Raw genomic sequence first — 19791 nt, forward strand, 5'->3', positions numbered from 1 at the left:
TCGCAGACGATGCACGAGCCGGCACCGACGAACGCAACCACGGCCGTGGACCGGGCCCTGGCATCGCGACTGGCCCAACTCGACCACGCGATGCATGCTTTGGCCGACGCACCGGAGTTCAGCAAGAACACCAAGGTGCGACGGGTTCTCGACGGCCTGCATCGAGTGTTGTTGCAGCCCGGCGGTTGCAGCGCAATTCGCGAACGCGCCGCGATGCTCGAGCAGGCCGGACTGTTCGCAGGTACCGACTGGGCCCAGCCGGACATTCTCGTCCCGGCGTTCGTGGGGCCGAGCCTGCGCAGCGGCAACGACGACACCGTGGTGCTCGAGGCGACCAGCGAACTGCGCATGATCGCGATCGTCGCGGGTGAGTACGAGCATCCGGCCGTGACCGCCGAGGAGGCTCGGCGATTTCTCTCGCAGGTTCTCGCACTCAACCTCGACGTGCTCTTCACACCGCCGTCGGAGTCGGAGCGAGTTCGATTGGGCCGCACCGCGCATCTGATTCGCGATCTGTTCGGCTACGTCGCGCAGCAGATCGGGTACGACAGCGTGCTCGACGAGTTGGTCGAGGAGATCTGGCGGATTCTGCGCCAGCGTCCGATTCAGGTGGACACCATCAAGGCGATGGTCACGCGCATCGCCATCTATCGCGACGACCCGACCGTGGACCTCGGCAACTCCGGGCAGGGCCTCGATCGATTGATCACGGCGCTGTTCGGCACCACCGATGCCTGCCGCGAGGACCCGGGCGTCGAGGTGTACCGGTCTCGGCTCGAGGCGATGGACGTCGAGGCATTGCAGTTCGAGGCCCGTGGATTCGCGCGGGCCATGCACGACACCGGTCTGGTCTCGCCGTACCACGCGACGCTGACGCAGTATCTCGTCGACCATTACTCGTATGTTCTGCCCGAGGCGCTCGGTCTGTCCGATACCGGCCGGACCTGCCTGACGCGGTATCCCGAACTGGTTCATCGCCTCATCGAGGAGACGGTGTATCCCGAGACCGCGCAGTGCCTCTACGGATTGGCGCTGCTGCTCGATCGGGGAATTCTGCATCAGCCGCCGATCGTGCCGTCCCTGTGGCGCCAGATCTCGCTGAAACTCGCTCCCGCGGTGCGGGAGCGACTGATCACCTCGTTCGGGCCCGTCCCCGCGCCGGAGTCACGCTTGCTCGGGGGTTTGCTCTCGATGCTCGGGCAGCCCCTGGGCGTCGGCCAGGGCGACAACCCGACGTGTCAGTCGGCGCGGGCGTTGTCGATGTGGGCCTACAACGATCCCGACTACCTGCTGCAGATGGTGGTGTGGGCGGCGCGTGACGAGGAGATCGTCATGCACTTCGAGGGGCAGTCGATCTCGTCGACCGAGAGCGTCAGCGGCGTCGCCACGTCCGATCCGGTGGACCTCGATCCCGCGTCGCTGTTGTTGGTTCCGCACCTCGACCGCATCTACGCCGAGATGGTCCGCCGTTGCGCCGATCGTCCCGGTGATCCGCACCGCTGGGTCAACCCCGAGTTCCACGGCTGGTGGTCGGCACGCGAATTCCACATCGACGTCGACGTCGCGACCGGCAATCTCGTGGACCTGGACGTCTTCCTGCGGCAGTTCTACGCCGCGTACCACCCGGAATACAACGGGCACCAACCGTTGATCCATCCACAACCGGCCGGTGTGGCCGTAACCGACAGTGCCGCACGGTATGTGGGGTGGCACGCCATCACGATTCTGCGCGTGTCCGCAGACCCCGACGGTGTCATGCGGGTGTACTTCTTCAACCCGAACAACGACAGCGGGCAGGACTGGGGCGACGGCGTCGTGGTGGGTACGGCGGGCAACGGCGAACGCGCAGGCGAAGGTTCGCTGCCGTTCGACCAGTTCGCCTCACGGCTCTACATCTTCCACACCGATCCACTCGAGCACGGCGAGCCGGAGAGAATCCCGGCCGAGGACATCGAGCGGATCCGAGGCTACATCGAACGGAGTTGGGGCGCAGAACGTTCGGTGCCTCAGGCCTGAGATCCTCCGATGCACCCGAGGCCGTGCACTCGGGTGCATCGGAAGAGCCGTGTGTCGTCAGTCCTTCTTGTCGAGCGCGTCCGGCTTGTGCACCGCGTCCTTACCCGACTTGTCGCTCTCGACCCGGTACTGCGGGTCGTCCTTCGATGCCTTCACGGTCCGGCCTGCGGCTTCGGTATCGGAGGTGATCTTCTCCACCACTTCGCCCTCGGTCTTCGTTCCGTGGGTCTGCCATTCGACCTTGTCGCCCTTGTGCAATTCGTCCTTCGACATGTTCGAGTCGTCCCTTCGTCGGTGATGTCCACCGACGCGTACCCGCGCCGGTGTCGGCGCAATCACCTGGTTCCCAGAGCAGGTGCCAGCGTGGTGAACCACGCCTCGCGTAGCTGATCCTCGAACAGCGGCCAGGTGTGCGCGCCCTCCTCGCGCATGGACACCGTCGCCGGCACGTCCGCTCGGCGCAGAGCGTCGACGAAGATCGACGTGCAGTGGTTGACCATCGCTTCGACCGCCATCCCTCCGAAGGGCGGGATCGCGCCTTCGGGGATGCGATCGACGGGCCCCGGGAGTCCGCGGGACGAACTGACGTACACCGCGGTTCCGCGCAGCCGCTCGACGTTGAGCGATGGGTCGTGATCGCGCCATCCCTGGCTTCCCGGTAGCCCCCACATATTGAAGGGATTGTTGAGTCCGCCGGCGATCATCGCCGATATACCCGCCGTGGCAAGCGGAGTGGACGGTGCCGGACATCCACTGAAGGACGCGGCCGCGTCGAACACGTCCGGGACCTGGATCGCGAGGTCGAGTGCCGGACCACCACTCATCGACAGCCCTGCCACGCCGCGCCTGCCGGTCGATCCGTAGGCTGCGTCGACGGCGGCAGGCAGTTCGCGGGTGAGGTAGGTCTGCCACTTGTTGCTGCCGAGCACCGGATCCGTTGTCTGCCAGTCGGTGTAGAAGCTGAACCGGCCACCGATCGGTGCCACCACGGTGACCTTCTTGTCCAGGAAGAACTTCTCGACGCCGGAATTGTTGAGCCAGCCCACGCCGTCCTCGTTGCCGAGCGCGCCGTTGAGCAGCACGAGAGTGGGTGCTGGTCCGTCGTCGGGGGAATGCAGCACCTCGTTGGATACGACGCGATTCATGGACGGGGAGAACACGTTCAGTACCGCTCGGGTCGCCGACACCTGATGGATGCCGACGGCGCCCGCAGCCGCGTCGGCCGACCCCGTGTTCCCCGGCAGCGCCTGCACCGACGCTCCGGTCATCAGCATCGACGCTACCGCCGCGGCCGCCACGACCGCAGCGGATCGAGTCCGCTTCTTCCTCTTCTGCCCCACACGCAACATCAGCACCACACGAGGGTCGCACGAATTTCGCTTCCTACCGCTAACGATCGGATTACGAAACCGATCGGTCCGTTCGCTTGCTCCCAGGAGGGCTCACTCGGCCCGGATCCGCGCGGCCTGCAGCGTCAGGTGGTGCCGCTCGGACATCGACGACGCCCTCTCGGCTGCCTGCACGTACAACTCGGCGGCACGCTGCAGATCGCCGGACTTCTCGTGCAGGTACGCGGCCGCCGCTGTGTGCCGCGGGACGGCCGAATCGACCTCGCCCAGTGCCGCAAGCCCCGCCGCCGGACCGTCGGCCTCGCCGATCGCTACCGCTCGATTGAGCCGCACGACGGAACTGCCTGTGAGAGCGAGTAACTCGTCGTACCACTCGACGATCTGCACCCAGTCGGTCTCCTCCACACGCGACGCGTCGGCGTGCAGGGCGGCGATGGCCGCCTGCGCCTGGAACTCTCCCAACCGATCTCGGGCGAGCGCAGTCTGCAGAATCTGCACTCCCTCCGCGATCAGCGTTGTATCCCAACGAGATCGATCCTGCTCGGCGAGAGGAATGAGGTGACCGTCGGGCCCTGTCCTGGCCGAACGGCGTGCGTGGTGAAGCAGCATCAGCGCCAACAGTCCGGCCGTTTCCTCGTCGTCGGACAACCTGGCCAGCTGCCGGGTCAACCGAATCGCCTCGGCCGCCGGATCGATGTCCCCGCTGTACCCCTCGTTGAAGACGAGATACAGCACCCGTCGTACCGTCCCCACATCACCGGGGGCGTCGAAACGCACGTCGCGCACCGTGCGCTTGGCTCGGCTGATGCGTTGCGCCATGGTCTTCTCCGGCACCAGGTATGCCTGCGCGATCTGCCGAGTCGTCAATCCCCCGACGGCACGCAGAGTCAGTGCCACCGCTGCCGCCGGACCGAGCGAGGGATGCGCGCACAGGAAGAACAACTGCAGCGTGTCGTCGACGCCGCCGACACTGCCGGGATCCGGTTGGGCGGCGACTCGATCCTCACGTGCTCGTCGCGCGTTCTCGGAGCGTTGCGCGTCGAGAAATTTCCGCCAGGCAACGGTGACCAACCAGCCCTTCGGGTCGGTCGGTGCTTCGGAGACCCACGTCGAGATGGCCTCGAGCATCGCTTCCTGCACGGCATCCTCGGCCGCCGCGAAATCTGCTCCGCGGTGGACGAGGACGCCGATCACCGCGGGCGTCAGTTCCCGCAGAATCCGTGGATCCACGACGGTCGTCAGTCGGCGATGGTGGGAGGTGCCTCCATGAACGGACGCAGTTCGAGCCACTCGTCGATCGGCTTCCCACCGGCACCGGGCGCTGCCGACAGCTGCCCTGCCAGCTCGAGCGCGCGTTCGTAGGAGTCGACGTCGATCACCATCCAGCCTGCGATGAGGTCCTTCGTCTCCGCGAACGGGCCATCGGTGACCGGAGGCTTCCCTTCCCCATCCGAGCGCACCCACGTTCCCTCGGGGGCCAGAGCCTGCGCGTCGACGAATTCGCCGGTCTTCTCGAGTTCGGCGGCGAAGTCCTGCATGAACTCGATGTGGTCGCGCACTTCGGCGGGTGTCCACCGGTCCATCGGGATCCAGTCGGCAGGCTCGGGGGCTCCGCGGTAGTGCTTGAGCATGAGGTACTTGGCCATGGTGTCTCCTGTCGTCCGATGCGGCCATTCTTGCCGCATTCGACCCTGGGACGGAACCGGTCCGCAGATTTCGACACGTTCGACGAAAAAGATTCTCAGCGCATCGTGCGACCTGCCGAGCCCAGCATCTGCGTCGCCTCGACCACCCGAGCCGCCATCGCCGTCTCGGCCGGCTTGCCCCACGATCGCGGGTCGTAGGCCTTCTTGTTGCCGTACTCGCCGTCGACCTTGAGGACTTGGTCGTACTTGCTGATCATGTGCCCGGCGATGGACCGGGTGAACGCGTATTGGGTGTCGGTGTCGATGTTCATCTTGATCACCCCGCTCGCGACCGCGGAGGCGATATCTTCTGCGCTGGATCCCGATCCACCGTGGAACACCAGATCGAACGGGTTGTCCTTACCGGTCTCGGCTCCGACGACGGCCTGGATCTCGGCGAGGATTTCCGGTCGTAGGTGCACCGAGTCGGGGTTGTAGACACCGTGCACGTTGCCGAAGGTCAGGGCGGTCATGTAGCGACCGCGCTCCCCGGCACCGAGCGCGGCGATCGTGGCCCGAGCATCGTCGACGGTCGAGTACAGCTGTTCGTTGATCTCGTGCGAGACGCCGTCCTCCTCGCCGCCGATGACGCCGACCTCGATTTCGAGGATCGTGTTCGCCTGCATCGACAGATCGAGCAATTCCCGAGCGACACGCAGGTTTTCGTCGAGCGGCACCGCCGAGCCGTCCCACATGTGCGATTGGTAGAGCGGGTCGAGTCCGCGTCCGCGTCGGTCGATGGCGTCGGCCAGCAGGGGCCGCACCCAGTCGTCCAGATTCTCGGCTGGGCAGTGATCGGTGTGCAGCGCCACCGAGATCGAATAGTGCTGCGCCACTTCGTGGGCGTACTGTGCGAGCGCCTTGGAGCCGGCGAAGCGGTTCTGCACCGCATTGCCGGACAGATAGAGCGCCGTGCCCACCGATACCTGAATGATCCCGTCGCTCTCGGCCTCGGCGAAGCCCTGAAGGGCTGCGTTGAGTGTCTGTGAACCGGTGACGTTGATCGACGGGTAGGCGAACCCGCCCTCCTTGGCGCGATCCAGCATGGCGGCGTACTGGTCCGGACTGGCAATCGGCATGAACTGTCCTATCTTTCGGGTGCGGCCGGCACGTCGGCTCGAGGTGCACTGCAGCCGCAGGAATTTCGGTGGGTGAAGGTGGTCGGTACTCGGATCGATCGGGGCGCGTCCTCGTGTCCCTCGATGCGCCGGAGAACCAGGTCGGCTGCGGTTCGGCCGATGGTCTGCACGTCCTGAGCTGCCGCCGTGAGCCGAGGCTCGAACAGGTCCGACCACTCGAAGTCGTCATAGCAGACGAAGGCCAGGTCCGCCGGAATCGACAAACCCAGGCCTCGAACAGCTTTCAGCGATCCGATCGTCATCGAGTTGTTCATCGACACCATGGCCGACGGCCGGTCCGGACCGGACATCAGCTCACGCACCCGAGACTCGGCCACCTCGACGTTCGACCGGCCGTCGAGAATCAGTCGAGGATCGAGTTCGATTCCTCGATCGGCCAGCGCGCGGGCGTAGCCGTCGAATCGCTCGGTCGTGGAGGAGATCCCTTCGATGCCGCGCACGATCGCGATGCGTCGGTGCCCGGCGTCGAGGAGGTGGGTGGTGAGCTCGTGCGCCGACGCGTCGTTCTCCGGACCCACCTGATCGCAGGAGACGTCGAGCATCCGGTCGATCAACACCAGAGGCGTTCCACTGCGGACGATCTCGGGAATCGTCGAGAATTCGGAGCCCGCCGCGGGTGCGAGAATCATGCCGTCGACCTGACGGTCGAGCAACGAGTCCGTCACCCTCCGCTCGGACCTGGGCTCGTCGTGCGAATCACCGAGGATCAAGACGTAACCGGCCTCGGACAATCGCTGCTCGACGGCATGGACCAGGCTTCCGAAATACGGGTTGGTCAACGCGGCGATCGACAGTCCCACGGTGTGAGTCCGACCTGCCGCGAGCGATCGAGCGACGACGTTGCGGCGGTATCCGATCTCGGCAATCGCCGCGTCGACGCGTTCCCGGGTGGCGGCATTGACGTTGCGAGTTCCGTTGAGCACGTGCGAGACAGTCGATACCGATACACCTGCCAATCGGGCGACGTCGTCCATCGTGGGCATGTCAGTCGGCCCAGCGCTGTCGTGTCTCGTGGTTCTGCGCAATCGTCATGTCAGCCGCAGGATTCGATCGGCGCGACGTGCGGTGGACCCGATCAGTTCCGCGTTGCGTTCGTCCGATCCCAGTGCCCAGAACTCCGCGTCCTCGTGCGACTTTCCGTAGGCCTCGTGCCTGGCCACCAGCCGCTCGTGCCGAACTCTCGTGTGTGGAGCCAGAAACCAGACTTCGTCGATCATCGCCCGCGCCGCCGGCCACGCATCGGATTCCATCAGCAGGTAGTTGCCTTCGGTGATGACCAGCGGAACAGTCGACGGGACCGGGATGGAGGAACCGATCGACTCCTCGATCTCTCGGCGAAATCTCGGCGCGTACACGAGCGGACCACCGGGCTGCTGATCGTGAACGGCCGCGATCAACCGCGCGTATCCACCGTCGTCGAACGTGTCGTGGGCACCCTTGCGATCGAGCCGACCCAGCTCGATCAACACCTCGTTGGCGAGATGGAATCCGTCCATCGGAACCAGTACCGCGAGTTCGGGCCCCAGCGCGTCGACGAGTTGCTGTGCCACAGTGGATTTTCCGGCACCCGGTGCACCGGTCAGACCGAGTATGCGCCGCTCACCCGGTACGGCCAGCTTTCGCGCCAGCTCCACGAGTTCGTCGAGGGCGGCTTCCTGTACGTCCTGGTCAATGCTCACCGTTGTCGCTTTCGAGTCCGTTGATGGAAAGTTCGCGTAGCCATGCTCTGGGGCCGATCACCGAGCAGCGCAGCGCGGCAACGTGAGCCGATCTGTCGATGCGCTCGGCCAGAGAGCCCGGCTGCGTGCAGTAGTAGGCATACGCGCCGTGGAACGCATCCCCGGCACCCAGAGTATCGACCACCGCGACCGGCTCCACATCGACCGATCCGGTCGATCCCTCGGACCACCACTCGACGGGCTCGCCGCCGTGGGTGGTGACGACGGTCCGCACACCGGATGCAACGAGTTCCGCGGCGTTCGCAGCCGTGTCCGAGGTGCCGGGGGCGCGAAAGTCCGCCGAGCACACCATGTCCGTGGCGTGCTCGATCAGCTCGGTCATCACCGGTTTCCAGCGACCGGCGTCCACGACCAACGTGGTAACCCGCGCCGCCGCATGTTCCGCGGCGGCGCAGGCGATCAGGGGGTGGTGCCCGTCGACCAGAACGACGTCGGCACCGGCGACGACGGCCTCCAGCCCCTCCGGCGGCGAGGCGTCGGAGTTCACGGCGTCGGCCGAGACGACCGATCGGTCGCCGGTCGATTCGATCACCGTCACCGCCGAGACGGGCACCGATCTGCTCGAGCCCGCGGCCGCGTCGATCACGCGGACGCCGAACGCAGCCAGGTCCGCCTTCACCAGCGCGGCCACCGGGTCGTCTCCGAGTGCGGTGACGAGCACGGCCGTCCCGCCGAGCGCGGCAAAGGTGACGGCCGCGTTGGCGGCAGGACCTCCCGCCGCGACGAACTGAGCGCTCGAGGTGATCTTCTGGTTGGGTGCGGGCGCTGCCGACACTCGATGGATGACGTCGAGTGTCGCCAGCCCGACGAAAACACCGACCGGGCTTGACGATTCAGAGCCCGGCGCGTTCATCGTCGGTCGGCTCCTCCGCGCCGGTCATGAGCGCGACGACCTCGGACATACTGCGGTTCTTCGGATCGACCACGCCCGCCCGCTTGCCGAGGCGGTGGATGTGGATCCGGTCGGCGACCTCGAACACGTGCGGCATGTCGTGGCTGATGAGCACCACAGGTATGCCGCGGTCGCGAATGGTGCGAATCAGATCGATCACCATGCCCGACTCTCGCACACCCAGTGCGGCAGTCGGCTCGTCCATGATGATCACCCCGCGGCCGAACGCTGCTGCCCGCGCTACGGCCACACCCTGACGTTGGCCACCGGAGAGCGTCTCGACCGCCTGGTTGACCGACTTGATACCGATCTTGAGGTCCTGCAGGTGCTTCGACGACTCCTCTCGCATCCTCGGCATGTCCAGACGTCGAAACAGACTGCCGCTGATGCCTTTACGCTTGATCTCGCGCCCCAGGTAGACGTTGGAGGCGATGTCGAGCGCCGGAATGACGGCCAGGTCCTGATAGACCGTCTCGATGCCTGCCGCTCGTGCGTCGCGCGTGTTCTTGAACGACACCGGCGATCCGTTCATCAGAATCTCACCCGAATCCGGAATGACAGCCCCGGCAAGAGCTTTGATGAGACTGGACTTCCCGGCACCGTTGTCGCCGATCACCGCCAACACTTCACCGGCCCGCAACTCGAAATCTGCACCGTTGATGGCCGTCACGCTGCCGTAGGTCTTGACCAGACCACGCGCTTCCAGAGCGAGAGGGGCGTTCACTGTGACCTCCGACGTGCGAATTGATCGACGGCAACCGCCACGATGACGAGAATGCCGGTCGCGATGTTCTGGTACAGGCTGTCGACGCCTGCCTGGGTGAGACCGTTGCGCAACACACCGACGATCAGGGTTCCGACGAGAGTTCCGATGACGGTACCGCGGCCACCGAACAGGCTGGTTCCACCGATGACCACCGCGGTGATCGTTTCCAGATTGGCGTTCTGATACGCGTTCGGGTCGGCATTGGGGATTCGTCCGAGAGCCGCCCACGCCGCGATCGCCGCGATGACGCCGGTGACGATGTAGACCGAGAACAGCACGCGACCGGACTTGATGCCGGAACGGTCCGAGGCCTGCGGACTCCCGCCGACCGCGTAAATATGCCTGCCCCACGATGTTTGGGACAACGCGTACCACATCACGGCGTACACCAGCAGCATCACCACCACGCCGTAGGTGGTGGAGAAGCTACCGACCTTGAACGAGGTGCCGAGAAATGTCAGCGGCCCGCTCGGGACCTGATAAGTCTCGGATCCGGCCAACAGTCTGGTGGCCGCTTGGATCGCGGTGAACGTGCCGAGCGTGACGATGAACGGCGGCAGTCTCAGTACCGTCACCAATCCGCCGTTGATCGCGCCGAACGCCACGCACACGGCAAGCGTCGAACCCAACGCTACGACCGGTCCGTTCGCCCCGGCCGACTGTGCCATCACGATGGTGCCCATCACCGCGACCGCGCCGATCGACAGATCGATCCCGGACGTGAGAATGATCAGTGTCTGGCCGACGGCGAGAATGCCGACCACCACCGACTGCTGCAGAATCAGAGAGACGTTCTGCGGGTTGAGGAACGAGCTCGAAATAGAGCTGAACACGATGATGGCAATGACGAGCGCAGCCAACGGCCCGAGCAGCGGTTCACGCAGGACGGTTCCCACGTTGAACCGGCTCGGTGCCTTGGGAGGCGCAGCGGTTTCGGTACTCACTGATCAGTCCTCGTACTCGACGGCGGTCCGGGAATTCGCGATCAGCCCCAGCAATTCGCTTCGCCCCACGCGGTGTCCTGGGAATCGATTCCGGCAACGGGCTTGTCGGTGACGAGCTGCGAACCGGTGTCGTTGAAACCGCTGGGCTTGGTGCCGTCCTGCGCGAACTTCACCACTGCATCGACGCCCTGCTCGGCCATCTTCGCGGGGAACTGCAGCACCGTCGCGCCGATGATGCCGGACTTCACATTCGCGATGCCGGTGCAGCTACCGTCGATCGACCCGATGGTGATCTGGTCGGCGCGACCGGCGGACTCAATCGCCTGGTACGCACCCGCAGCTGCAGGCTCGTTGATCGTGTAGAGAGCGTTGACGCCTGGAGCGCGCTGCAGCAGGTTCTCCATGGCGGTCTGCGCCTTGGTCTGATCACCGTTGGTGTTCTCCTGGCCCACGATCTCCGGCGAACTGTCGGTCAGACCCATGCCTTCGAGGAACCCGTCGTGACGGAAGGTGTCGACCGTGCCGCCCGCGGTGCCGTCGAGCATGATGACCTGGGGTGCGGTGGTGCCGAGCGTGCCCTTGACCCAGGCACCCTGGCTCACTCCGGCCGCCTTGTTGTCGGTGGCGAAGGTGGCGTCGACCGCGTCCTCGGGGTCGGTTGCGGTGTCGAGGGCGATGACGACGACGCCGGCGTCACGGGCCTTCTTGATCGCGTCGAGGACTCCGGTGGACGAGTTCGGGGTGATCAGAATTCCCTTCACACCCTGGCCGACCAGGTTCTCGATCGCCGCGACCTGTCCTTCGTTGTCACCGTCGAATGCGCCGGCCAGAGCCACCAACTCGGCTCCGCTGGAATCGGCCTTGGCCTGTGCTGCCTCGCGGAGCTTCACGAAGTACGGATTCGAGTCCGTCTTGGTGATGAGCCCGACCTTGACGCTGTCCGAATCCGAACTGCTGCAGGCGGTCAGACCCAGCACGAGCGAACCGGCCATGAGCACGGTCCCGATCGTCAGCGCGGACTTCCGACGGTGATTGAACATGTGGACTCCCTTGTCCCCTGGCCACGCGGTCGCGTCGCTCGATTGCAGGAGCCTAGGACGCATACAAGCGCTTGCGCATGCGCTTTCGCGAAACGAACTCGAAGTTTGTTTCAGCCGACCGGTCAGCCGGTTCGTGACAGGGGTCACTCCATCGCCACCGGTCGTCGACGTCCGCCATCGTCGCCCTGCCCTCCGCTGCCGATTCCCCGGTCCCTCGCTGCCGGTCCCCCGCTGCCGGTCCCCCGTTCCCCGCAATCGCGCGCGCACTTGCCATCCGCGCGCGAATCAGCGCCCGATCACCCGGCAATTCCGCGCGCATCCGACGAATGCGCGCGCGTTTGCGACTCCGCGCCCTCGCACGACCGCACGCCCGCGAACTTCGACCCCGCACACGTCTGCCACCCCGCACCAGTGGCCGGTCACCCGCCCCAGATCCCCGCAAACGCGCGCGCGTTCGCCATCCGCGCGCGAAATAGTGCCCGCCCCACTGGCAAATCCACCCGCACCTGACGAATGCGCGCGCGTTTGCGCTACCCGATCACTCGGCTCACTTGGTCGGCGCGTCCTCCCCCGTCACCGAATCCGGCTCGTCGTAGGTGACCGTGATGTCCTGGAATCCTTTGTTGCGCTGCGCTTCTGCCTGTCCGGTGTAGGAGTTCTTGTCACCCTCGGTGAGTTCGACGTTGTCGGTGAACGGCGTCAACAGCGCCCGTGGGTGCAGGTGGTCGACCCGCACGGCATTGATTTCGATACACAGCACGATGAGCACCGACGAGACGTAGAGAAAGCCGAGCAGGCCGAGGACGATCGCAAAGATTCCGTTGCTGGCGCTGGCGTTGCCGACGACATAGCGAATGTAGATCCCGCCGAACGATTGCAGTGCCTGCCAGATCACCGCGGCGATCCCAGCGCCGGGCAGCACCTCACGCACGGTCAGGGCTCGGGCGGTGCCGATACGGAATGCGGCGGTGAAGACCACGACGTTGACGACCACGGCCCCGACAAGCGCCAACGCACCGCCGGCAAAACCGAACAAACCCGAGGACGCGACTCCGTTGAGAACGGTCAGTCCGATGATCGCCGTGCCGACGGTGCTCAGCAGCAACAGCCCTCGCAGGCGTCCCTTGATCGGATCCGGTTGTTCGTTTCGCGGGACGGACCACGCGGTGTTCATCGCGTACTGCGCGGCAAGTGACACTCCGAGTCCGCCGTACAACGACCCCACCACGCCGATGACGATGGCGGTCGTTCCGCCGCTGAGGCGGTCCGGCTGACCGAGTTGGTCACCGATGACCGGGATCTGGCTCATCGCGGAATCGATGATTCGACTCTGCAATTCGGGGTCGCCGGCCAGCACGATTCCCAACACGGTGGTGAAGAGCAGCAGCAACGGGAACAACGAGAGAAACGAGTAGTACGCGATGAGAGCCGCGAGATATCCACCTCGATCGTCGAGGAACTTGTACAGAACTGCGAGCGGGAAACCCGCTGACGGGTGCCTGCGCTGAAAGCTGTCCACCTTGCCGACCATCATCGCTCGAATGTATCCGCCGTGCCGCTCGTCGAAACGTCGACCGAGCGCGGCGAACGATGTGACCCAGATCTCATAGGTTCGGCGTGCGCTTTCCGGTTCGAGCATCGACCAACTACTGACACCGCACGAAACGAGAAAGGGACTCACATGAGCTTCATCGACAAGGCCAAGAACGCAGCAGAAGACGCCATCGGCAAGGCCAAGGAAGTTGTGGGCGACGCCACCAACAACAAGGACCTCGAGGCCGAGGGCAAGAAGGACCAGGGTTCGGCAGGCGTGAAGAAGGTCGGCGAGAACATCAAGGACACCTTCAAGTAAGTCGCACCCGCGAGGGCCGTCGATCTGATCGGCGGCCCTCGCTGCGTTTTCGGGTGCCTCCGCCGATGCTCGACGGTTCTACGTACAACCGTCCCGAAGACAGCGTATAAAATGCACGGAGCCGACACCGTCGGCCGAATCGAGCGTCCAGCAGAAGGCGCATGATCTCGGATCTCTGCGACGAAGTCGGCAGGGGTCCCATGCGAGAGGACTGTGTGCATGCCGCACTCTTCTATCGAAGGCAACACAGCCGCATCGGCGGACGCCTCGAGCTTGGCCGAATTCGCCCGATCCTTGCGTGAGACTCGGCGCTCGATGCCGCAGACACTCGATGCGATTCTGCGTACTGCCATCACGATGATCCCGGGTGCAGTCACCGGATGCATCACCACGGTGAAAAAGGGCGAGCGGACGGTGGTCGCGTCCACCGATCCGGTCGCCGAGAAGCTGTGTCGCCTGCAGTACGAGCTCGGCGAAGGACCCATTTCCACCGAGGTTCATCACTTCGACGTCGTTGTCGCCGCCGATCTGACCGACGAGGATCGGTGGCCTCGATTCGCTGCCACCGCCGTCGAAGAGGGTTTCAAATCACTTGCTGCGTTCCAGCTCTACAGCAACGCCGACGACCTCGGTGCGCTCGTGCTCTACAGCGACCGACCCGGCGCATTCCACGCCGACGCGGTGACCATCGGTGAAGCGCTTTCTGCCCACGCTGCCATCGCGATGCTCAGCGCCCGTGACCACGAGCAGTTCCGAACCGGTCTGGCCAGTCGAGACATCATCGGTCAGGCCAAGGGCATGATCATGGAACGCTACGACCTCGACGCGGTGCAGGCCTTCGAGCTGTTGGCCAAGCTGTCACAGCAACAGAACCTCCCTCTGCACCTCGTGGCCCGTGATCTGGTGGAGACCGATCATCCGACGGACTCGACCTTCTGACGAGACGACGGGGTTTCGATTCGCCGCTCGCGAGGAATGGCTGTCAGTGGTATCGGCAGGCGACACGCGATACCCGCGGGCGGTTATCTCGTTGAGACAACAGCGATCGACCGCCCGTCGCTATTGCTCAGGTTGACAGCTCGGACACCACCACGTTCGACGCCTGTCCGGGTCACCGTTCACTTCTGCGACCACCCGAATCGATGTTCCGCACCGCAGACACGGCTTCCCGGCTCGACCGGCGACCCAATGCGTGCGGCCCCGGCGAGTGTCCCCGGTGGTCACCTGCATCGCACCCGGGACCGTCGCCGAGTGACGCATCGCTCGTTCGAGCAACGCGACCAACCGCTGTCCGTCGACGGCGGTCGACGGAGTCCACGGCCACAGCCCGCGCAGAAAGCAGAGCTCGTTCGCCCACAGATTCCCCGGCCCGGCGATCACCTTCTGGTCCAGCAGCGTCGCGATGATCGGCCGCGTTCCCTGAGCGGCAATGTTGGCAACCGCTCGGTCTGCGTCGAACTTCGAGTGCAGTGGGTCCGGTCCCAGATGTGCGATCAGCGCGTTCATGTCCGGTGTGTATCCGTAATCGACGACCGGTAGCAGAATTCCGTAGGCGGTGGGCCCGTCGACCGCGGCGAGCCGCACCCGCACGTCGGGTCGGACACGCTGCGGAATCGAGCGACCGGCCCGCACCACCGTCCACGATCCGCTCATCCGCAGGTGCGTGTGCAGCGTCGTGTCGTCGTCGAAATCGGTCAGTAGATGCTTGCCGTGGGTCCGGTGTGCGACGACGGTTCGCCCGGCCAGATTCTCGACTGCATGCGCGGGCACCTGCAGCCTTCCGGCCCGCAACGATGTGCCGTCCAATGCCCGACGCAACCTCGCGGCCAATACGAACACGGTGTCACCTTCGGGCATGACCTCCGGGTATCCCGCTCGAACGAAACGCAATCCGAACACCGGGCCCGCATCGGCCGGATGTGATCGTCGCTCGCTATGTCGAGGGCGACGCTGTCGGCGACACGCCCCGGCCTGCGTGGGCACGACAGAGCTGGTGGACAGACCCAGAACCTACGGCGCGACCGAGGATCGGAGAATTCCCGACGGCGTCGGCCGCAACACCGACGCGAGTTCGGCCAACGGCACCGGTGCCTCGACGAGGGATTCCCACGGATACTTCGCGTCGGTGTTGCGTAGGAAGGCAACGGCCTGATGGAGGTGCCGCGGCTCGTAGTTGTGGATGCCGGTGATGGTCAGCCAGTTCCGGACCACTGCTTCCGGGTCGACGGTGATCGGCGGACCCGGCGCGACGGATCCGGCGAGCACGAGCCGTCCACCGACGTCGAGTCGCCCCAACGCCGACTGCACGGCCGCCGACGATCCGGAGAAGTCGATCGTCACATCTGTTCGTGCACCGTCGTCCTCACCGGCCCCGAATGCACGAGATTGTCTCTGTCGCTCCGGGTCTCGATCGACGACCGTCACCGATGCCCCTCGCTCGCATGCCGCTGCGGCGGCGGTGACCCCCAGCATTCCGGCCCCGACGATCAGTACCCGTCGGCCGTCCAAAGCACCCGCTGCGTCGAGAGCCGCCGTCACGGTGGCCGTCGCACACGCTGCCGGTGCAGCGACGGCGTCGGGCATGGTGTCGGGCACCCGGGCCACTGCGGTACCGCGAGGAAGCACGATGTGTCGGGCGTAGGAGCCGCTGAGAACCCATGGACTCTCGGCAGATTCGTGACCCACCTTGCGCACGGACGAGCACTTGGCCGTGAACCCGCGGACGCATCGACTGCATCGGCCGCAGGGCACGGTCACCGACCACACGATCCGATCCCCGACCGCCGCTGGGGATGTGGCATCACCGACGGCGACGACGTGACCGACGGCCTCGTGCCCGAGTACCGACGGGCACGCTCCGTGCCGTCGACCGGACACCGTGTGCAGATCGCTCCCGCACACCGTGGCGAGATCGACGCGCACCAGCAGATCACCCGACTCGAGGGCGGGAATCTCGATGTCCCACATCTCGATCCCGCTCCCCGTCCAGACGGCGGCCGGTGTCAGACCAGCAGTGATCTGATCCATCCGGAGATCCTTTCCACGATGTACACGACGACGAAGATGACGAGAACGATCGCACCGGCGACGGCGAAGTTCAGGGTACGAATCGACTCGAAGAGCAGGAAGCCGATACCACCCGCACCGACGATCCCGAGAATGGTCGAGGTACGAATGTTCACGTCGAGCAGATACAAGCTCGAACCGACCATTGATGGAATGGCCTGAGGAACAACGGCACTCAATGTCCTGTTCCACCAACCGCCACCCACCGACGCCACCGCTTCGAGGGGACCGGGATCGATCTCCTCGATCGCGTCCGCCACGAGTTTGCCGAGAAATCCGACGGATCCGATGGCCAGTGCGCAGGTTCCCGCCACCGGACCCAATCCGAGCGCTGCGACGAACACGACGGCGAGGATGAGTTCGGGCACAGCCCGAACCAACAGAATCCAGGATCGCGCAACCCAGTACACCGCGGGATGCGGAGTTGCGTTGCGCGCAGCCAGAACTCCGACGGGAATCGACAGCACGATGCCGATTGCGGTGGCCACGACTCCGATGGCGACGGTCTGTACGGCGGCGTCGAACAGGTCCGATCCCAAAGCGGAGAAATCCGGTGGGACCATTCGACCGAACACCTCGATCGACGGCCCGATCCAGGTCAGCAGCGAGCGCGGATCCAATTCGAGAACCACGAACGACGCCACGATCGCGAACAAGAGCACAGCCGACGCCCCGAGGCGCATCAGTCGATCGCGCTGCGGGCCGGCCGCGGACGGGACCAGCAGCATGCGGCGCAGAGCCATCGCTGCCAATTCCATTGCGGCGATGATCACCAGGATCACCAACACGATTCCGAGAGCACGCGGGTAGATCAGTCCGCGGAGAGCGTCCTGCAGGGCGAAACCGATGCCGCCTGCCCCGACGAAGCCGAGCACGACCGACATGCGCAGGTTGATGTCGATTCGATAGACGAAAGCGCCGATCCACGCCGGAACGACCTGTGGAACAACGGCATTGATCATCTCCCGGTAGTAGCCGGCTCCAGCGGCACGGAGCGCCTCTCGCGGTCCGACATCGGTCTCTTCGATGGCGTCGGCGAACAGTTTGCCGAGCATGCCGATGGAATGTAGTGCCAGAGCCAGGATGCCGGGCAGCACACCGATTCCCAACGCCCGGACGAACAGCACCGCGAACAGCAGATCCGGCATCGCCCGGCAGAAGGTGATGACGGCGCGCGCGATGCCGTACAGGGCCGGGTGGGGCGAGGTGTTCCGTGCCGCGAGAAACGCCAGCGGTACCGAGACGACCGCTGCGAGCACGGTGCCCAGCACTGCCATGAGCAAGGTGTCGAGCGCGAGGGAGACGATCCTTCCGGTGTCGTCGACACGCGGCGGCAGCATCCGCTCGAGCAGGTTGCCCACATCCTCGAGACCGTCGATCAAGGTCGTCGGCGCGAAGTCGATGTAGCCCGCCGAGACCACGGTGAGAACGAGCGCGACGACACCCAGTGCCGGGAACAGCCATCGACGCCGCTGCGGATCCTTCTGCCCTGCAGTGTTCGTGGGCTTCGGTTCGACGGCGACGGTCATGTCGGTGCCACCGTGGTCATGCTCCCGGGGTCGGGCGCGATCCGTTGATAGATCGGCATGATGTCGTCACGCTGGAGACCGGCGGCGGGGCGATCGAGCACCACCCGACCGTCTCGGAGACCCACGAGGCGATGGGCCCAGCCGAGGGCGAGATCGACCTGATGCAACGTGCACACCACGGTCAGTTTCTCCTCGCTGCACACTCGCTGCAACAGATCCATCACCACGCCCGCGTTCTCGGGGTCGAGCGAGGCGACGGGTTCGTCCGCGAGGACGATCCGCGGACGCTGCATCAGGGTGCGTGCGATCGCCACCCGTTGCTGCTGTCCACCCGACAGCGTGTCGGCGCGCCGTTCGGCGAAGTCCGCCAACCCGACTCGGTCGAGGCACGCGCGGGCTTCCTCTCGCATCGCTTTCGGGTAGGTGAGTGCGCCGTAGCGCGCAATCGACAGTCGGCCGATGCCTCCCACGAGTACGTTCTCGAGGCAACTCAGCCGGCCCACGAGATTGAAGTGCTGAAAGACGAAGCCGACATCTCGGCGTAGCTCGCGCACACGGCGGCGGTTCGCCAGATCGACCCGGATGTCGAGTGCAGTGACGCTCCCCGACGTCACGGGCTGCAAGCCGTTGATGCACCGCAACAGCGTCGACTTCCCGGAGCCGGAAAGCCCGAGCAGAACCAACATCTCACTGTGATGCACATCGAGATTCACGTTCTCGAGCGCTGTGGTGGATCCGAATGTCTTGGTGACGTTGCGAACACTGACCACCACGTCGCCCCGGTCCATCGGTGCGGACATCATCAGCCCTGGCACTTCTCGGAGCCGGTGACCTCGCATACGTGGCGCACGCCGTCGTAATCGCTGTCCTGGGCGGGAACGACGCCCCAGGCGTCCTCGTCGGTGATGCGGCATTCCTCGGCACAGATGCCGTCGGCCACGAAGGCATCCGAGTTCATGCCCTCGCTGAAGACGTCCTGGAGCTTGGCAATGGCGTCGGCACCGAGATCGTTGTTGGCTGCGAAGAGCGATCCGGCGATCATCTCGGACTTCCACACGGTCTTGAGCTCACCGGGTGCAAGTTCACCGTTGTCGATCATCGTGCGGTCGACCATGGTGTCGAACGCGAATCCGGCGTCGCAGTCTCCCGCCTTTACGGCCAGCGCCGATGCATCGTGTCCGCCGGCGTAGATCGGGGTCATCGCGGCGGAGATGTCGGCCTCGGAACCGGAGGAAATGACGTTGTCCTCGATGAGTCCCGCTGTCGGGTAGAGGAATCCGGAGGTGGAGCTCGGGTCGACGAAGCAGACCTTCTTGCCTGCGTAGTCGGCGAGACCGTTCACCGAGGCATTGTCCGAACGAGCGATTCCGTACGACTGGTAGCCGGGAGGAGTTCCCTCGTCCTGGACGACGGCACCCAGCGGTGTCATCTCCGCACCGTTGATGCCTGCGACGACGTACGCGAAGGGGCCGAAGAACGCGATGTCGACGTTTCCTGCGATCAGGCCCTCGACCACGCCGGCGTAGTCCGAGGCCTGGATGAACTCGACGCTCGCTCCGGTCTCGTTCTCCAGCCGCTCGATGACGGGGTCGTAGCTGGCTTTCAGGTCTGTGGAGTTCTCGGCGGGAATGGCTGCGAGTGTGATGGTTTCGGGGAATCCCTGCTCGGTGGTGGCTCCTTCGGATGAGCTCGAACAACCGGCTGCGACGAGAGCCGCGGCAGAGAGCACGGCCGCGGCGGTTCCGGCACGACGGCGTGAGGTGATGATCATGGC

General features: G+C 65.2%; 20 protein-coding genes. 3 read left to right on the forward strand and 17 right to left on the reverse strand.

Annotated features, from left to right (window positions below):
• Positions 1 to 9: 9 nt before the first annotated feature.
• Positions 10 to 2016 carry a hypothetical protein gene (locus NY08_RS13140; RefSeq protein WP_045200341.1) on the forward strand — a complete coding sequence of 669 codons (2007 nt, stop codon included), beginning with the start codon at positions 10 to 12 and terminating at the stop codon, positions 2014 to 2016.
• 57 nt (positions 2017 to 2073) lie between these two features.
• On the opposite strand, the gene NY08_RS13145 is transcribed toward NY08_RS13140, so the two are convergent.
• From NY08_RS13145 to NY08_RS13200, 12 genes are all read right to left on the reverse strand, one after another.
• Positions 2074 to 2289, reverse strand: a complete 216-nt coding sequence (locus NY08_RS13145; protein WP_032395999.1) for a DUF2945 domain-containing protein — start codon at positions 2287 to 2289, stop codon at positions 2074 to 2076.
• Between the two features lie 62 nt (positions 2290 to 2351).
• Positions 2352 to 3365 carry an alpha/beta hydrolase gene (locus tag NY08_RS13150; protein WP_235387247.1) on the reverse strand — a complete coding sequence of 338 codons (1014 nt, stop codon included), beginning with the start codon at positions 3363 to 3365 and terminating at the stop codon, positions 2352 to 2354.
• A 93-nt stretch (positions 3366 to 3458) separates the two neighbouring features.
• Positions 3459 to 4595 (reverse strand): RNA polymerase sigma factor, encoded by a 1137-nt coding sequence (locus NY08_RS13155; protein WP_045196790.1) that lies wholly within the window; start codon positions 4593 to 4595, stop codon positions 3459 to 3461.
• Between the two features lie 8 nt (positions 4596 to 4603).
• The gene (locus tag NY08_RS13160; protein WP_045196792.1) at positions 4604 to 5011 is read right to left on the reverse strand and encodes a YciI family protein; all 408 of its coding nucleotides are present in this window, start codon (positions 5009 to 5011) and stop codon (positions 4604 to 4606) included.
• A 95-nt stretch (positions 5012 to 5106) separates the two neighbouring features.
• On the reverse strand, positions 5107 to 6129 hold the full coding sequence (gene fbaA / locus NY08_RS13165) for a class II fructose-bisphosphate aldolase (protein ID WP_032396002.1): 1023 nt from the start codon (positions 6127 to 6129) through the stop codon (positions 5107 to 5109).
• 8 nt (positions 6130 to 6137) lie between these two features.
• Positions 6138 to 7172: a LacI family DNA-binding transcriptional regulator gene (locus NY08_RS13170; protein ID WP_045196794.1), complete on the reverse strand. Its 1035-nt coding sequence runs from the start codon at positions 7170 to 7172 to the stop codon at positions 6138 to 6140.
• Positions 7173 to 7217: 45 nt separating this feature from the next.
• Positions 7218 to 7868, reverse strand: coding sequence for a nucleoside/nucleotide kinase family protein (locus tag NY08_RS13175; RefSeq protein ID WP_045196796.1), 651 nt, complete (start codon positions 7866 to 7868; stop codon positions 7218 to 7220).
• Positions 7858 to 8781, reverse strand: a complete 924-nt coding sequence (locus NY08_RS13180; protein WP_045196798.1) for a PfkB family carbohydrate kinase — start codon at positions 8779 to 8781, stop codon at positions 7858 to 7860. The genes NY08_RS13175 and NY08_RS13180 overlap by 11 nt, the downstream gene beginning before the upstream one ends.
• Positions 8762 to 9544 carry an ATP-binding cassette domain-containing protein gene (locus NY08_RS13185; RefSeq protein WP_032396006.1) on the reverse strand — a complete coding sequence of 261 codons (783 nt, stop codon included), beginning with the start codon at positions 9542 to 9544 and terminating at the stop codon, positions 8762 to 8764. Before NY08_RS13185 ends, NY08_RS13180 begins: the two co-directional genes overlap by 20 nt.
• Positions 9541 to 10530, reverse strand: a complete 990-nt coding sequence (locus NY08_RS13190; protein WP_032396007.1) for an ABC transporter permease — start codon at positions 10528 to 10530, stop codon at positions 9541 to 9543. The genes NY08_RS13185 and NY08_RS13190 overlap by 4 nt, the downstream gene beginning before the upstream one ends.
• Before the next feature lie 41 nt (positions 10531 to 10571).
• Positions 10572 to 11570 (reverse strand): substrate-binding domain-containing protein, encoded by a 999-nt coding sequence (locus NY08_RS13195; protein WP_045196800.1) that lies wholly within the window; start codon positions 11568 to 11570, stop codon positions 10572 to 10574.
• Between the two features lie 547 nt (positions 11571 to 12117).
• Complete coding sequence (locus NY08_RS13200; protein ID WP_045200347.1) at positions 12118 to 13101, reverse strand: YihY/virulence factor BrkB family protein; 984 nt, start codon at positions 13099 to 13101, stop codon at positions 12118 to 12120.
• 150 nt (positions 13102 to 13251) lie between these two features.
• Here NY08_RS13200 and NY08_RS13205 point away from each other — a divergent pair, with 150 nt between their 5' ends.
• Positions 13252 to 13422 (forward strand): CsbD family protein, encoded by a 171-nt coding sequence (locus tag NY08_RS13205; RefSeq protein ID WP_027495724.1) that lies wholly within the window; start codon positions 13252 to 13254, stop codon positions 13420 to 13422.
• Between the two features lie 219 nt (positions 13423 to 13641).
• Positions 13642 to 14361: a GAF and ANTAR domain-containing protein gene (locus NY08_RS13210; RefSeq protein WP_032396011.1), complete on the forward strand. Its 720-nt coding sequence runs from the start codon at positions 13642 to 13644 to the stop codon at positions 14359 to 14361.
• Positions 14362 to 14481: 120 nt separating this feature from the next.
• Here NY08_RS13210 and NY08_RS13215 read toward each other — a convergent pair whose 3' ends face one another.
• The 5 genes from NY08_RS13215 to NY08_RS13235 form a co-directional block, all read right to left on the reverse strand.
• A complete protein-coding gene (locus NY08_RS13215; RefSeq protein ID WP_045200349.1) occupies positions 14482 to 15279 on the reverse strand; it encodes a DNA-formamidopyrimidine glycosylase family protein in 798 nt (265 codons plus the stop codon).
• Positions 15280 to 15432: 153 nt separating this feature from the next.
• Complete coding sequence (locus tag NY08_RS13220; RefSeq protein ID WP_045196805.1) at positions 15433 to 16449, reverse strand: zinc-binding dehydrogenase; 1017 nt, start codon at positions 16447 to 16449, stop codon at positions 15433 to 15435.
• Entirely contained in the window at positions 16425 to 18017 is a 1593-nt protein-coding gene (gene phnE / locus NY08_RS13225; RefSeq protein ID WP_045196806.1) for a phosphonate ABC transporter, permease protein PhnE, read from the reverse strand. Before phnE ends, NY08_RS13220 begins: the two co-directional genes overlap by 25 nt.
• Complete coding sequence (gene phnC / locus NY08_RS13230) at positions 18014 to 18820, reverse strand: phosphonate ABC transporter ATP-binding protein (RefSeq protein ID WP_200893107.1); 807 nt, start codon at positions 18818 to 18820, stop codon at positions 18014 to 18016. The genes phnE and phnC overlap by 4 nt, the downstream gene beginning before the upstream one ends.
• The gene (locus tag NY08_RS13235) at positions 18820 to 19788 is read right to left on the reverse strand and encodes a phosphate/phosphite/phosphonate ABC transporter substrate-binding protein (RefSeq protein WP_045196808.1); all 969 of its coding nucleotides are present in this window, start codon (positions 19786 to 19788) and stop codon (positions 18820 to 18822) included. The genes phnC and NY08_RS13235 overlap by 1 nt, the downstream gene beginning before the upstream one ends.
• Between the last annotated feature and the right edge of the window lie 3 nt (positions 19789 to 19791).

Origin of the sequence: Rhodococcus sp. B7740 (genome assembly GCF_000954115.1) — a bacterium.
Taxonomy (GTDB): Bacteria; Actinomycetota; Actinomycetes; order Mycobacteriales; family Mycobacteriaceae; genus Rhodococcoides.

Coding starts and splice junctions, on each gene's coding strand:
- NY08_RS13140 (WP_045200341.1), top strand. CDS start 10: ATGCACGAGCCGGCACCGACGAACGCAACCACGGCCGTGGACCGGGCC.
- NY08_RS13145 (WP_032395999.1), bottom strand. CDS start 2,289: ATGTCGAAGGACGAATTGCACAAGGGCGACAAGGTCGAATGGCAGACC.
- NY08_RS13150 (WP_235387247.1), bottom strand. CDS start 3,365: ATGTTGCGTGTGGGGCAGAAGAGGAAGAAGCGGACTCGATCCGCTGCG.
- NY08_RS13160 (WP_045196792.1), bottom strand. CDS start 5,011: ATGGCCAAGTACCTCATGCTCAAGCACTACCGCGGAGCCCCCGAGCCT.
- fbaA (WP_032396002.1), bottom strand. CDS start 6,129: ATGCCGATTGCCAGTCCGGACCAGTACGCCGCCATGCTGGATCGCGCC.
- NY08_RS13170 (WP_045196794.1), bottom strand. CDS start 7,172: ATGCCCACGATGGACGACGTCGCCCGATTGGCAGGTGTATCGGTATCG.
- NY08_RS13180 (WP_045196798.1), bottom strand. CDS start 8,781: ATGAACGCGCCGGGCTCTGAATCGTCAAGCCCGGTCGGTGTTTTCGTC.
- NY08_RS13195 (WP_045196800.1), bottom strand. CDS start 11,570: ATGTTCAATCACCGTCGGAAGTCCGCGCTGACGATCGGGACCGTGCTC.
- NY08_RS13200 (WP_045200347.1), bottom strand. CDS start 13,101: ATGGTCGGCAAGGTGGACAGCTTTCAGCGCAGGCACCCGTCAGCGGGT.
- NY08_RS13205 (WP_027495724.1), top strand. CDS start 13,252: ATGAGCTTCATCGACAAGGCCAAGAACGCAGCAGAAGACGCCATCGGC.
- NY08_RS13210 (WP_032396011.1), top strand. CDS start 13,642: ATGCCGCACTCTTCTATCGAAGGCAACACAGCCGCATCGGCGGACGCC.
- NY08_RS13215 (WP_045200349.1), bottom strand. CDS start 15,279: ATGCCCGAAGGTGACACCGTGTTCGTATTGGCCGCGAGGTTGCGTCGG.
- NY08_RS13220 (WP_045196805.1), bottom strand. CDS start 16,449: ATGGATCAGATCACTGCTGGTCTGACACCGGCCGCCGTCTGGACGGGG.
- phnE (WP_045196806.1), bottom strand. CDS start 18,017: ATGACCGTCGCCGTCGAACCGAAGCCCACGAACACTGCAGGGCAGAAG.
- phnC (WP_200893107.1), bottom strand. CDS start 18,820: ATGATGTCCGCACCGATGGACCGGGGCGACGTGGTGGTCAGTGTTCGC.
- NY08_RS13235 (WP_045196808.1), bottom strand. CDS start 19,788: ATGATCATCACCTCACGCCGTCGTGCCGGAACCGCCGCGGCCGTGCTC.